Raw genomic sequence first — 13037 nt, forward strand, 5'->3', positions numbered from 1 at the left:
TGGCGGAGCTTGGGGACAAGACACAGCTGGCAGTCGTTGCGCTGGCGGCGGGAACCGGCGACATCTGGGCCGTGTTCACGGGCGGCACCCTGGGGCTCTGGACCGTCTCGCTGATCGGTATCCTGTTCGGCTGTACGCTCCTGCGGCGCATCCCGACGCGCTGGGTGCACCGCGGCGCAGCCGTGCTCTTCATCGCCTTCGGTCTCCTGGCGTTGGGCCATCTGATTTAGACAGGTCGGTAACTCGGAGCCGTCGATCTGAACCAGCTTGCACAAACCGGACATCGCTATATCGCGCCTACACCAAGAGCGCGCACAATGTATAGTTGCGCATAATGTATATTATGTAAAGTCGTCGAGGGCGAGTCTCGTTTCACCCCGATTGAGCGCGACTCCCCCTCGGCAAGCGCCGCACACAGCGGCGCGCCACTTCCGACCCGAGATGTCTGGCACCACGCCGGCGCTGTAGACGCGCGTGCGCCCCCTTCGGCCACGGCGGTGCGCGTTGCCGAATACGCACGGGCGCAGCATCGGCTATTGCTTCGTGATACCTCGGATTATCCGCCGAGTCTGCGGATTTCCCGATGCGCAAGAGGGGCTGCGTGCCGGCGACTGTCGGTAGTATCCGCGTAAGCCGCAATTTCAGTGGCTGATCGCCGGTCGGGTTACCTGGTCCCACTGACCCTTCGTAGATTCAGGTCTTCTCCGCCCATCCCCGATCCACTCACGGAAGCCGTATCCATGAGTCATTCGTCGCATCCCCTGCTGGATTTGCCGTTGCCGCCTGAGACCATCGACCTGTTGAGCTCCGCGCCGAGAGTCTCGGTGGCGGGAACGCATGAGGAGCTTTTGGCGCTCGCCGTGCGCGATGCAGCCGACGGCGAGCAGGAGGTCGCCTATGACGTGCCGGGGATTGGACGCGTGGTGGAGGCCACCGTCTGCCGTACCCGTAATGGCATCTGCGCCAACTACACCGAGCCCTACATGCGTCGGCGGGACCCGGACTGCATGGTCATTGGCGACAGCCGCCCGACCGACAAGCCCACCTACATCGAGCGCTTCGGAGAATCCTTCGATCCGGTGCGTCAGGCAACATTCGACTGGCTGAAGACGCAGCCGCTCGCCGTCTTCCCGTTTTATGCCGGCCTGCCGAGCCCGGCGACCCAGGCACTGGTGATCGCCCCGGACAATGCCGGCTTCTTCGCCTTGGGGCTCGCGCTGCTGCAAGGCATCGTGCCGGTGGAAGATCTTCCCGACGACTTCTCGCCCAAGGCCGTCATCTATGTGGCACCGCCGTTTCGGCATACGCACTTCGACGGGCGCCAAGTGGTGGTGCATAACCGCACCGAAGGGCTGCACGAGCTCTTCAGCTACAACCTGTACCCAGGCCCGAGTGCCAAAAAGGGTGTCTATGGCGTGCTGCTCAACATCGGTGAGGAAGAGCGCTGGGTGACCATGCACTGCTCCACCGTGCAGGTTGTGACGCCCTACGAGAACCGGGTGGTGTTGTCGCACGAGGGCGCAAGCGGCGGCGGCAAGAGCGAGATGCTGGAATACGCGCATCGCCAGGCCGACGGCACGCTGCTCATCGGCCGCAATCTCATCACTGGCGAGGCGCGCACCCTCACCCTGCCACAGGGCTGCGAGCTGCGCCCCGTGACGGACGACATGGCGCTCTGCCACCCGTCGCTCGAGAAAGGCAACGGCAAGCTGACGCTGATGGACGCGGAAGAGGCCTGGTTCGTCCGTTGCAACCACATCGACAGCTATGGCACGGACCCGCATATCGAGTCTTTGACGGTGCATCCACCGGTGCCGCTGCTGTTTCTCAACATCCAGGGCCATCCGGGCGCCACGACCTTGCTCTGGGAGCATATCGAAGACGCCCCTGGGGAGCCCTGCCCCAACCCGCGCGTCATCATTCCGCGCAAGATCATCCCGGACGTGGTGCGTGGGGCCGTAGACGTGGATGTGCGCAGCATGGGCGTGCGGACCCCGCCTTGCACCGCCGAGCGGCCCAGCTACGGCATCATCGGGCTGTTCCACGTGCTGCCGCCTGCGCTTGCTTGGCTCTGGCGGCTGGTGGCGCCGCGGGGTCACGCCAATCCGAGCATCGTCGAAACAGCCGGCATGACCTCGGAGGGCGTCGGCTCCTACTGGCCCTTCGCCACCGGGCGCATGGTGGACCATGCCAACCTGCTGCTGAATCAGATCATCGAGACGCCGGAGGTCCGCTACGTGCTGATCCCGAACCAGCATATCGGCGCCTGGGACGTAGGCTTCATGCCGCAATGGATCACCCGCGAGTATCTCGCCCGGCGCGGCGGCGCCCGCTTCGCCGGGAATCGCCTGCGCCCGAGCCGGTGTCCGCTGCTGGGCTACACGCCGAGCAAGATTATGGTGGAGGGCAGCACCATCGGGCACTGGTTCTTTGAGGTCGACCAGCAGCCGGAGGTTGGCCCGGCGGCTTACGACCAGGGTGCAGCGATCCTGACCGAGTTCTTCCACCGGGAGCTCAAGGCCTTCCTCGTGCCGGACCTGCTGCCCACCGGAAAGCGCATCATCGAGTGCTGTCTCGAGGGCGGCGGGCTGGATGACTACGGCCGGCTGCTGGAGCAGCCGTTCCTGGAGCCGGACGACGTCTGAGGGGGCATACGTCGGTGGAGCGGTTCGACTTCGGTCTCCACCTGTATCGGCACAGGCACTTCGACGCCGTACCCAATCGCCTGCGGCGCAGAATCTTCGGGGTCGACTACCTGCAACTGCGCGGCAAGCAGGCGGGGGATCTGTATGTGACCCGCCACGGTTGGCCTGTGCTCGCGTCCATTCTGCCCTCGCAATGGTTCGTCGGCGAGCGGCTCAGCAAGATCGGCCGCCAGCTCGCTGGGGCCACCGGTGCCGTCTACCGCGTGCCGGTACCCCACCCCGTCTGCACACGCTTCGCGCTGGTGGTGAAGTTCAGCCGCTTCGCGCAGGAGGCATTGGTCTCCATGGCGCCGGGAGAAGTGGTCGACTGGGAGGAGCGCGATCGCATCGCTGCGAGCGAGTTCCTGTCGCCCTTCGCCGAATTCGCCCACGTGGAGCGGCTGCGCGCCGAGGCTGGCGCCCGCGTGCCCACCAAGGCGCCGCTGGCCATCTACTCACCGGCGACCCGTTACCTCGACTGGGAGCTCGGCCGCATCGCACACCGCCGCTGGTGGTACGACCGTGTGCTGGCGGAGGACCAAGCCGCACAGCCGGAGGACGCTAAGGTGGGCTACGACTGGGAGCGAATGTATATCCTGCTCTACCGATGGATCGACGGTATCGACGCGGAGGCCGCCCATCAGCAGGGCCATCTGACGGCGGCAGAGCTGCGGGAGTTGACGGACACCGCGCGGGCCCGTCTGCGCGGGCTCGGCTGGGATGTGCTGGACCACAAGCCGCGGCACCTCATTGTGCGGACTGCGGCCGACGGGCGGCGCTTGCTGTGCCGGCGCGGGCAGACGCTCTGGGCCCTGGTGGATTACGAGCTTCTGGTGCCCTATCCGGCGCCCGCGGCGGCCACCTACTGAGAGGTTGTGAAGAAACCCACCGACTGGCGCCAGCCGGCTCACAGGGCGCGCAGGATGCGCTGGATGTGCCGGCGGTGCACGCTGTTGTGTACCGCGGCGAGGGCATGCCACTGCGCCGCCGATAGCTCCCCGAACCAGGGATGCGGAAAGCGGATGCCCGCGCGCAGGTTGCCGAGCTTATCCACCATGTCTGTATAGCGCTCCACGACATTGGCGAGGTCGGTCAATTGCTCCGGGCCCGCCTCCGGGACGGGCTTGAAGTCCTCGACCCGCACGCTGTCCACCATCTCCAGCCCGGAGAAGAGCCGCGGCAGCGTGGCGGCGATGGCGGAGTTCACGATCACCAGATGCTCCAGCGTCATGTAGACAGACCAGTGCCGGCTGCTGTCTTCAATGCCGAAGAAGCGCCCGACCAACACACGTCGGCGTCCCGCGGCCTCGTCGACGCTGCCGGCCAGCGCGATGGCTCGCTCGGCCTCTTCCCGGAACAATGCGGTCAGGCGGTCTTTTGACAGGAAGCTCGCGGCCGCACGCACACCTGCGCCGATGAGTTGGCGCTCGTGCCAGGGGATGCCCGCGCCTGGCGGGTCGAGCTGTTGGTTGTCGCTCATCGCCGATCTCCTTCGAATGCTGCGGAATGTCGGCCCTTTTTGTTACTGGAGGCTGGCGCAGTACAGCGCCTGAACCAGTTCAGGCGCCACCCGCTTGGCGCTTACCCCAGGTGTCGCGCAGGGTCACAGTCCGGTTGAACACCAGCGCTTCGGGGGTGCCATCGGCATCGACAACGAAGTAGCCCTCGCGCTCGAACTGGTAGCGCGTCCCCGGGGGTGCAGCGGCCAAGGCCGGCTCCAGCACGCAGTCTGTAAGGGTGCGCAGCGACGCAGGGTTCAGGTCTGCCCGGAAGTCGCGGCCCGCACCGCCCGGCTGCGGCACGCTGAAGAGCCGATCGTAGAGGCGTACAGTGGCTGCCACCCCGTGGGTCGCCGAGACCCAATGGATCACACCCTTGACTTTGCGGCCCTCTGGATTGCGGCCAAGGGTCTTGGGGTCCACCGAGCAGCGCAGCTCGGTCACTGTGCCTGCGTCATCCTTGAGCACCTCATCGCAGCGAATCACGTAAGCGTTGCGCAAGCGCACCTCTCCGCCCGGCACCAGGCGCTTGAAGCCCTTGGGCGGGTCTTCGGCGAAGTCCTGACGGTCGATGTACAGCTCGGCACCGAACGGCAGCGCACGCGTGCCCATGTCCTCGCGCTTGGGGTGGTTCTGCGCGGTGATCTGCGCCGGTGCGTCGTCCGGCAGGTTGGTGAGAACCACTTTGAGCGGCTGCAACACCGCCATGGCGCGCGGTGCATTCCGGTCGAGATCGTCGCGGATGGCGCTTTCGAGCATACCCATCTCCACCAGGTTGTCGGCCTTGGTGACACCGATCCGCTCGCAGAATTCCCGAACCGCCCCGGGCGTGAAGCCGCGGCGGCGCAGGCCTGCGATGGTGGGCATGCGCGGATCATCCCAGCCGGCGACGATGCCCTCCTCCACCAACTGAGTCAGCAGCCGCTTGCTCATCACCGTGTATTCCAGATTGAGCCGGCTGAACTCGATCTGCCGCGGCTTGGAGGGCACCGAGACGTTGTGCACGCACCAGTCGTAGAGCGGGCGATGATCCTCGAACTCCAAGGTGCACAGTGAGTGGGTGATGCCCTCCAGCGCGTCCGAAATGGGATGCGTGTAGTCGTAGGTGGGGTACAGGCACCAGGCATTGCCCGTCTGATGGTGAATCACGCCGTGGCGGATCCGGTAGAGCACCGGGTCACGCAGATTGATGTTGGGTGCCGCCATGTCGATCTTCGCCCTCAGCGTGCGGGAGCCGTCCGGAAACTCGCCGGCGCGCATGCGCCGAAAGAGGTCTAGATTCTCTTCCACAGATCGATTGCGGTAGGGGCTGTCCTGACCGGGCTCCGTCAAGGTGCCGCGCCGGGCGCGGGTCTCTTCCGCCGAGAGATCGCAGACATAGGCCAGATCCTTTTGGATGAGCTCCACCGCGAAGCCGTAGAGCTGCTCGAAGTAGTCCGAGGCGAAGTAGAGCCGCTCGCCCCAGTCGTACCCGAGCCAACGCACATCGGTCTTTATGGACTCGACGAACTCGACGTTCTCCTTGTGCGGGTTGGTGTCGTCGAAGCGCAGGTTGCAGACGCCGCCATAGTCCTCCGCAATGCCGAAGTTCAGCACGATGGACTTCGCATGTCCGATGTGCAGATAGCCATTGGGCTCGGGCGGGAACCGGGTACACACGCTCTGGTGCTTACCACAGGCGAGATCGGCGTCGATGATCTGGCGGATGAAATTGGTGCGGTTGGTGTCGGTCATCAGTATGGTCGGAGCCTCGGGCCGCGGCGGGTCTTGGGATGCCGCCGCCGGCACCGCGCAACCGCCGCGATGAACGCCCCAGCATACTTGCTTGCGGGTCTGCTTAGAAGGGCGCACGCATCTGCGACAACGCCGGCACGGTCCCAGCGCGGGTGGTGTGGCCGCTGCCGACGTCGGCTCCGACGTACAGAAATGCACGCAGCAGATTCTGGCATTTGCCAGCGGCCGTCACGATCACTACCCTGTCAGGCGGTTGGTCGCAGGGCTGCTGCGCGCGCAGTCCGCCGGCGACGGGCCGGTCGCATGGGCAGCGCCGTCCTTAACCTCCCACTCATCCACCCTTTGGAGAATCGATTCATGCAGAGACTCATCCCCCTCGCCGCGCTCGCGCTGTGCACCGGCTTTGCGGCCCATGTCGCCGTCGCCCAGGACCCCGCCGCGGGCGGCGGGGCGCAGGCCGCCGATGCCGCCAAGGCCTTTATGCAGAAATTGGACACCGATGAGAGCGGCAGCATCTCCATGGAAGAGGCCACCGCACCGCAGAAAGAACAGTTCCAGAAGAACGACGCCAACGGCGACGGTTTCATCGACGTGGAAGAGGCAAGCGCCGCCTTTGCCGAGCAGGTGCCGGCCGAGATGATGGAAGCCATGAAGGAGCGCGGCATGCCCGATCCGGGCAAAACCTTCGTCGACAATCTGGACAAGAACGACGACGGCAAGGTGGATCTGGACGAGTTCGAGCAGCCCACCCGGGAGTCCTTTTCAGCCATGGACACCAGCGGCGACGGCAATGCCGACATGGAGGAGGCCACGACCTATTTCGAAGAGATGCGCGCCAAGATGCAGGAGCGTATGCAACAGATGCAGCAGCAGATGGAGCAGATGCAGCAGAGTCAGCCGTCGACAGAATAAGCCACCACACGCCGGCCACGGCAAGGATGCCGTGACTCACTGTCCGCGGCGTCAGCGACGCGCAGTCGGTCTGCCCCACAACTCGGCGTCACGGCGACAGCTGGCCCGTGCAAAGGCCCCCGAGCAGCGACTGAGCAGCGATCAGACCTCACCGCACCTGTCGCAGCACTCCCTCGTCCGCCGCCGGGGCGCCGCCCCCCTGCCCTGCATCTGTAGCTGCCTCCGGCGCAGCCAGATCGAGGTCGTAGAGTATGTCCGCGCCCATGCGGAAGATGCGGGGCGACAACCGCAGCGCATCTGCGAGCCGCTCCGTGCGCGGGAGGCTCAGCCCGGGCCGGCCCTGACCGATGATCAGCGGCGCCACCGCAATCTGGAGGCGGGACAAGAGCCCCGCCGCCAGAAAGCGGGAGACGGTCACCCCGCCGCCTTCCACAAAGAGCCGCTTGAGCCCGCGCTCGGCGAGCGCCGTCACCAGTGCGTCCAGCCGCAGCCCGTCCTTGTTGTGCGGTAGTACCAGCAACCCTGCCTGGCCCGGCGCTCGGGTCTTGCCCACGGCGTTTGTGCTGCACAACAGCGTTGGTGCAGCGCCGTCCTGAAACAGTCGGTGGTCTGCGCCGAGCCGCCCGCGCGGATCCAGCACGACGCGCACCGGGCTCGGACCGGATACCAGCCGCGTGGTGAGCTGCGGGTCGTCGCTCGCGACGGTGCCGGCCCCCACGACCACGGCGTCACAGAGGGCGCGCATGCGGTGCAGGTGCAGAATGTTGTCTGGGCCGGTGACGAAGCAGGACTCCCCGAGATGGGTGGCGATGCAGCCATCCAGGCTTTGCCCCAAGTGGCCCACCACCCAGCCGCCGTCGGCACAAAGCGGCCCATACAAGGACAGGAGATCCTGTACCTGCGCGGGCGCATTGGCTTGAGCATGTTGGGCGCCGTCGATGCCGCGGCTGAGCCAGCGTGCAGCCTCTGCCGGTGCCGAAACGTCTCGCCCGGCTGCCGCCAGCAGTGCCGCCCAGGCAGTTTCCAAGCCGAGCGGCGGCCTGGGGGTCTGCGGCTGGCCCGTCATCGACGCACCGGCGCCGGCTGCACGTTGTTCATCGCCGATGCCAGGATGCAGCGCGGAGGAGCGCCGCACGGGCTGTTCCGTCAGGCGACGGCCACCAGCTCCAGCTCGAACACCAAGTCATGCCCCGCCAGCGGGTGGTTGCCGTCGACCGTGACGTTCTCGTCATCGAAAGCGGCCACGGTGAAGCTGACGGTCTGCCCCTCGGGGCTGCGGGCATTCAGTACCATGCCCTGGGTGAGCTCGATATCCTCTGGGATGACCGAGCGCGGCACGGTCTGGGTCATTTCCTCATTGCGGGCACCGTAGGCGGAGTCGCAGGGGATGGTGACGGACTTCTGCTCGCCGGCCGCCATGCCGATGATGGCGTCTTCAAAGCCCGGGATGGTCTGTCCCTGGCCCAGGGTGAGCTCCAGTGGCTCGGCGCCACGGGAGGAATCGAACTCGGTACCATCGACCAGTCGGCCGGTGTAGTGAACCTTGACGGTATCACCAGGGGCGGCGGATTTCTGCGTGTCTGCGGACATGGGCTGGTCCTCCGGCGTTGCCTGCGGACTGTGTGCTCCCGCAGCAGGGTTGGAATGTGCCGGCAGGTACGTCGTAGGCCGGCGATATCGTGTGCCTCACCTTAGAACACCATGCCGTGCCGACGCAAACAGGTACCAGCCGGGGTTTGCACGCCCTGGTGCAGCAGTTCCGCCAGCTCGCGCAGAACATAGGCCGGCCGATTCTCGACGGTTTGAGCCAGAAACCCCCGCGTCTGCCGGGGCAGGGAATGGCGCGACGTGCCGGGCTTTCAGTCGAAGGCGTCGCCCTCGCCGTTGTTGTAATCGAAGGTGAGTTCCTCTCCCGGCGCGATGGCCTGCAGGGCGTAGAGGTCGAAGCCGTCGAAAGCGGCGTTGGGCGCCGCACTGTGGTTCAGCCAGCGCAGCAGGTTGCGCCCGCTGCGGCCGTGCCAGTGCTCGCCATCGTCGCTGACCCAGAGCACATAGGTGCCGTTGCGCGTTGCCGGCGGACCCGTATAGGTGCCGATGTAGTCCCCCGGCGCGAAGGGCACCCGCGCAAAGCAGCCCTGCCCATGGATCGGCGAGGGTCCGCGGTACACCCGAGCGCGCAGCCCGGGCGCGCCTGCCCCGGCCGCTGAGTCCGGCTCGGTGTCGGTCATTCGCCTCGGCGCGCGGCTTCTAAGGCCGCCGCGAGTGCCCCCTGCGGTGTGCGCTGCTCGCGACGCCCGCGGCTGCTGCCCTCCTGCTGCGGGCGCTTGCCACGCCCCAGGGTCGCGTGCTGCCGCGGGTGGCCCCCGTCTCCGCGCTCGCCATCGGCCCGGCGCCGGTCATTGCGCTGCCCGCCGTCTTCCAGCGGGGCGTCCAGGCGCATGCTGAGCCCGATTCGCCGGCGCGCCAGATCCACATCCAAGACCTTCACCTTGACCACTTGTCCGGAGCGCACTATCCGGTGCGGATCTTCGACGAACCTGTCCGCGAGCTGCGAGATGTGCACCAGGCCGTCCTGATGCACGCCGACATCCACAAAGGCGCCGAAGTTGGTCACATTCGTCACCGTGCCCTCCAGGACCATGCCGCGCTCCAGGTCCTCGGGCTGCTCCACGCCTTCCTTGAGCGCCGCAGTCTCGAACACGGGTCTTGGGTCCCGACCGGGCTTTTCCAGCTCCACCAGGATATCGCGGACCGTGGGCACGCCGAACAGCGCGTCGGCGAACTGCTCGGCGGCGATCCCCCGCAGTGCCTTGCGATCGCCCATCAGCGCGGTCACAGGTTTGCCGGTGCGCTCGACGATGCGTCGCACCACGGGATAGGCCTCCGGATGCACCGCCGAGGCGTCCAGCGGCTCCTGGCCGTCATTGATGCGCAGGAAGCCGGCGCACTGCTGGAAGGCCTTTTCGCCGAGCCGCGGCACCCCCAGCAGCTCGGCACGGCTGCGGAAGGGCCCGTGCTCGTCGCGGTGGCGTACCAGGTTCTCGGCCAGGCCCGTGGAGATACCGGAGACCCGCGCCAGAAGCGGCGCCGAGGCGGTGTTGAGGTCCACGCCCACGGCGTTCACGCAGTCCTCCACCACCGCGTCGAGCGAGCGGGCCAGGCCCGTTTGGTTGACGTCGTGCTGGTACTGGCCGACGCCGATGGATTTCGGATCGATCTTCACCAGCTCCGCCAGCGGGTCTTGGAGGCGCCGCGCAATGGACACGGCCCCGCGCAGGGACACATCCAACTGCGGCAGCTCGCGGGAGGCGTACTCCGACGCCGAGTACACCGAGGCCCCCGCCTCGCTCACCATCACGCCGGTGAGGCCGAGCTCCGGATGGCGCTTGGCAAGCTCGCGCACCAGGCGGTCCGTCTCGCGCGAGGCGGTGCCGTTGCCGATGCTCACCAACTTGACGCCATGCGCCCGGCAGAGCTTCGCCAAGGTGGCGATGGTCTCGTCCCACTGCTTGCGCGGGGCGTGCGGGAAGACGCTGTCCGTGGCGACCACTCGGCCCGTCCCGTCCACCACGGCCACCTTCACCCCGGTGCGCAGCCCCGGGTCCAGCCCCATGGTGGGCACCCGCCCCGCCGGGGCCGCCATCAGCAGCGCGCGCAGATTGGTGGCGAAGACGCGCATGGCCTCCGCCTCCGCGGCCTCGAGCAGACGACCCTTAAGGTCGAGATCGAGCCTGGTCAGGAGCTTCACGCGCCAAGCCTTGCGGGCGGTCTCCATGAGCCAGGCATCACCCGGGCGGCCGCGCTCGGCAATCCCCAGGTGGGCGGCGACACGCGAGCGCAGCGGCGCATCGGCATCCGGCTCGTCGCCGGCCGTCAGCTCCAGGCTCAGGACCCCCTGGTTTCGGCCCCGGAACAGCGCCAGCGCGCGATGTGACGGGATGCGCCGGATGGGCTCGGCGTACTCGAAGTAATCCGAGAACTTGGCACCGGCCGTCTCCTGCCCCGGCAGCACCTGGGACTTGAGCACGCCCCGCTGCCACAGGGCCTCGCGCAAGGCACCCACCAGCTCCGGGTCCTCCGCGGTGCGCTCCATGAGGATCTGCCGCGCCCCTTCCAGGGCCGCCGCCGTGTCGGCAACGCCCTGCTCCGGGCGCACGAAGTCCGCCGCCTGATCGTCGGGCACAAGCTCCGGTTTGGACAGTAGGGCGTCGGCCAGCGGCTCCAACCCGGCCTCTCGCGCCATCTGCGCCTTGGTACGACGCTTCGGCCGGTACGGCAGGTACAAGTCTTCCAGGCGCTGCTTGCTGTCGGCGGCCAGCACGGCCTCGCGGAGCGCGTCAGTGAGCTTGCCCTGCTCTTTCAGGCTGGCAAGCACCGTGGCGCGCCGGGACTCCAGCTCGCGCAGATAGGTCAGGCGCTCTTCCAGCAGGCGCAGCTGGGCATCGTCGAGGCCGCCGGTGGCCTCTTTGCGATAGCGTGCGATGAAGGGGACGGTGGCGCCGCCGTCAAGAAGCTCGATGGCCGCTTCGACCTGGGCAGGCCTGGCGCTGAGATCTTGAGAGAGGACTTGAACGATGGATTGCATGCCCTTGAATGCCAGTCCTATTCGAACAGGACCTTCATTCTAGGCAAACGGGATGCCCCTGGCCAGCCGGGCTGGCGGATTCGTCAGGGGTCGGGGGCGATTGCCCGCACAGGGCTGGTGGGCCCGCCGGTAAACCCGGAATGCCGGCGCTTAGGGCAGGGTTACTGCTGAACGCCGCAGCGCGCGCCGTAGACCGACATGACGGCCTTCAGCTCAGCCAGTACCCAATCGCGCTCGGCTGCGTCGCGGTCCGCCGTCTCGGGCAGGTCGATGCCCTGCCCCAGACTGTCGATGGCGTCCCAAACCCTGCGGCAACCGCGCTCGCAGATTGTCTCGACACGCACCTCCAGGAGGGGTTTCTGCTGTGCCGCCAAGGCGCTCCTCCCGCCAGCTCTTGCATGAGTGAATCAGTGACTGCTGATGAACCACAGTATGCGGCATTCGAGGACGGATGTCAGCGCTTCCGGGGTGTCGATGCGGGTTTTCCGGAGCCCACTTACGCAGCGATAGCCGGCGGCACGCCGCTTGAGCCCATCGACGATGCGCTGATCAAGATCTCGCACGACGAGGTTGGCCAAGGCCCGGCCCCTGCAATTGAGAGAACGACTGCAATTACAGCGAGAGGACCGCGCGCGGCGGTGCAGTCCCGCGCCGACTTTCACGCTATGCTTTGCGCCCGCCGGGTAAGCCCGGCAGAGATCCGCCGCTCCAAGCCCAAGCCCGAAACAAGTCTTCTCCATGGACAGCATCCAGATCGTCCTCCTGGCCTTCGTGCAGGGGCTCACCGAATTCCTGCCCATTTCCAGCTCCGGCCACCTGATCCTGACGCCACTGCTTTTCGGCTACCGGCTCCAGGACCTGTCCTTCGACGTGGCCGTGCATCTGGGCACACTGATCGCGGTGGTCTTCTACTTTCGCCGCGACCTCGCCAGCATGGCGCTCGCAATGGCGGGTGGCCTGACACGTCGAGCTTGGGGCGAGCTGACCCCGGAGCGCCGCAAGGACGCCCGGCTCGGCTGGATGGTGGTGATCGCAACGCTGCCGATCCTGGTGCTGGGATTACCGCTCAAGGACATGCTGGAGGTGCTGCGCAGCGACGACACGGTCATTGCGCTGGTCATCGCCGGAACCACCATCGGCTTCGGGCTGCTGCTTTGGTATGCGGACTGGCGCGGCAGTCGGCGCATGGACGAGTACGCTGTCAACTGGGCCGCAGCGCTGTTCATCGGCCTGTTTCAGGCCATTGCCATCATCCCGGGCACCTCGCGCTCGGGCATCACCATGACGGCAGGGCTCTTCATCGGCCTCACGCGCCACGCCGCCTCGCGCTTCTCTTTCCTGCTGGCGATTCCGACCATCCTGCTCGCCGGCGCTGTGGCCACCAAGGACCTACTGGAGGCCACCGGCCCGGTGGACTGGGCGGCGCTCGGCATCGGCGCGGGCCTGTCCTTCATCGTCGCCTATCTCACCATTCATTTCTTCCTGGCCTTCATCGAGCGCGTCAGCATGCTCCCCTTCGTGCTCTACCGGCTGCTGCTGGGCGGAATCATCCTCTGGCTGGTGCTGATGTGAGCCGCTGGACTCAGGCGTTCTGTTATACCCGTCGCACGCCGGTTTTCGGTT

13 protein-coding genes are annotated in these 13037 nt (G+C 66.8%); 5 read left to right on the forward strand and 8 right to left on the reverse strand.

The window, feature by feature from the left end; translation table 11 throughout:
* The 3 genes from I6U14_RS05110 to I6U14_RS05120 form a co-directional block, all read left to right on the forward strand.
* The coding region (locus I6U14_RS05110; RefSeq protein WP_296897409.1) for a TMEM165/GDT1 family protein at window positions 1-230 on the forward strand (230 nt) is incomplete at its 5' end.
* A 510-nt stretch (window positions 231-740) separates the two neighbouring features.
* Complete coding sequence (locus tag I6U14_RS05115; RefSeq protein WP_296897411.1) at window positions 741-2645, forward strand: DUF4914 family protein; 1905 nt, start codon at window positions 741-743, stop codon at window positions 2643-2645.
* 14 nt (window positions 2646-2659) lie between these two features.
* Complete coding sequence (locus I6U14_RS05120) at window positions 2660-3553, forward strand: hypothetical protein (protein WP_296897413.1); 894 nt, start codon at window positions 2660-2662, stop codon at window positions 3551-3553.
* 38 nt (window positions 3554-3591) lie between these two features.
* On the opposite strand, the gene I6U14_RS05125 is transcribed toward I6U14_RS05120, so the two are convergent.
* Window positions 3592-4164 (reverse strand): DinB family protein, encoded by a 573-nt coding sequence (locus tag I6U14_RS05125; RefSeq protein WP_296897415.1) that lies wholly within the window; start codon window positions 4162-4164, stop codon window positions 3592-3594.
* Between the two features lie 79 nt (window positions 4165-4243).
* Window positions 4244-5917: a glutamine--tRNA ligase/YqeY domain fusion protein gene (locus I6U14_RS05130; RefSeq protein WP_296897417.1), complete on the reverse strand. Its 1674-nt coding sequence runs from the start codon at window positions 5915-5917 to the stop codon at window positions 4244-4246.
* Window positions 5918-6274: 357 nt separating this feature from the next.
* Here I6U14_RS05130 and I6U14_RS05135 point away from each other — a divergent pair, with 357 nt between their 5' ends.
* Window positions 6275-6829: an EF-hand domain-containing protein gene (locus I6U14_RS05135; RefSeq protein ID WP_296897419.1), complete on the forward strand. Its 555-nt coding sequence runs from the start codon at window positions 6275-6277 to the stop codon at window positions 6827-6829.
* 148 nt (window positions 6830-6977) lie between these two features.
* On the opposite strand, the gene I6U14_RS05140 is transcribed toward I6U14_RS05135, so the two are convergent.
* The 6 genes from I6U14_RS05140 to I6U14_RS05165 all read right to left on the reverse strand — a co-directional run bounded on the left by I6U14_RS05140 (window position 6978) and on the right by I6U14_RS05165 (window position 11992).
* Window positions 6978-7964, reverse strand: coding sequence for a RibD family protein (locus I6U14_RS05140; RefSeq protein ID WP_296897421.1), 987 nt, complete (start codon window positions 7962-7964; stop codon window positions 6978-6980).
* 11 nt (window positions 7965-7975) lie between these two features.
* A complete protein-coding gene (locus tag I6U14_RS05145) occupies window positions 7976-8419 on the reverse strand; it encodes a peptidylprolyl isomerase (RefSeq protein ID WP_296897422.1) in 444 nt (147 codons plus the stop codon).
* 269 nt (window positions 8420-8688) lie between these two features.
* Window positions 8689-9057, reverse strand: coding sequence for an SET domain-containing protein-lysine N-methyltransferase (locus tag I6U14_RS05150; RefSeq protein WP_296897424.1), 369 nt, complete (start codon window positions 9055-9057; stop codon window positions 8689-8691).
* Window positions 9054-11414, reverse strand: a complete 2361-nt coding sequence (locus I6U14_RS05155; RefSeq protein ID WP_296897426.1) for a Tex family protein — start codon at window positions 11412-11414, stop codon at window positions 9054-9056. The genes I6U14_RS05150 and I6U14_RS05155 overlap by 4 nt, the downstream gene beginning before the upstream one ends.
* Before the next feature lie 161 nt (window positions 11415-11575).
* On the reverse strand, window positions 11576-11788 hold the full coding sequence (locus I6U14_RS05160; RefSeq protein WP_296897428.1) for a hypothetical protein: 213 nt from the start codon (window positions 11786-11788) through the stop codon (window positions 11576-11578).
* A gap of 33 nt (window positions 11789-11821) precedes the next feature.
* Window positions 11822-11992 (reverse strand): hypothetical protein, encoded by a 171-nt coding sequence (locus I6U14_RS05165; RefSeq protein ID WP_296897430.1) that lies wholly within the window; start codon window positions 11990-11992, stop codon window positions 11822-11824.
* 160 nt (window positions 11993-12152) lie between these two features.
* Here I6U14_RS05165 and I6U14_RS05170 point away from each other — a divergent pair, with 160 nt between their 5' ends.
* Window positions 12153-12986, forward strand: a complete 834-nt coding sequence (locus I6U14_RS05170; RefSeq protein WP_296897432.1) for an undecaprenyl-diphosphate phosphatase — start codon at window positions 12153-12155, stop codon at window positions 12984-12986.
* Window positions 12987-13037: the final 51 nt, after the last annotated feature.

The sequence above is a fragment of the Thiohalocapsa sp. genome (genome assembly GCF_019695415.1).
GTDB lineage: Bacteria > Pseudomonadota > Gammaproteobacteria > Chromatiales > Chromatiaceae > Thiohalocapsa.

Excerpts from the sequence above, each read along its gene's own strand:
- I6U14_RS05150 (WP_296897424.1), bottom strand. The coding sequence starts at position 9,057 with ATGACCGACACCGAGCCGGACTCAGCGGCCGGGGCAGGCGCGCCCGGG.
- I6U14_RS05170 (WP_296897432.1), top strand. The coding sequence starts at position 12,153 with ATGGACAGCATCCAGATCGTCCTCCTGGCCTTCGTGCAGGGGCTCACC.
- I6U14_RS05130 (WP_296897417.1), bottom strand. The coding sequence starts at position 5,917 with ATGACCGACACCAACCGCACCAATTTCATCCGCCAGATCATCGACGCC.
- I6U14_RS05125 (WP_296897415.1), bottom strand. The coding sequence starts at position 4,164 with ATGAGCGACAACCAACAGCTCGACCCGCCAGGCGCGGGCATCCCCTGG.
- I6U14_RS05135 (WP_296897419.1), top strand. The coding sequence starts at position 6,275 with ATGCAGAGACTCATCCCCCTCGCCGCGCTCGCGCTGTGCACCGGCTTT.
- I6U14_RS05145 (WP_296897422.1), bottom strand. The coding sequence starts at position 8,419 with ATGTCCGCAGACACGCAGAAATCCGCCGCCCCTGGTGATACCGTCAAG.
- I6U14_RS05155 (WP_296897426.1), bottom strand. The coding sequence starts at position 11,414 with ATGCAATCCATCGTTCAAGTCCTCTCTCAAGATCTCAGCGCCAGGCCT.
- I6U14_RS05115 (WP_296897411.1), top strand. The coding sequence starts at position 741 with ATGAGTCATTCGTCGCATCCCCTGCTGGATTTGCCGTTGCCGCCTGAG.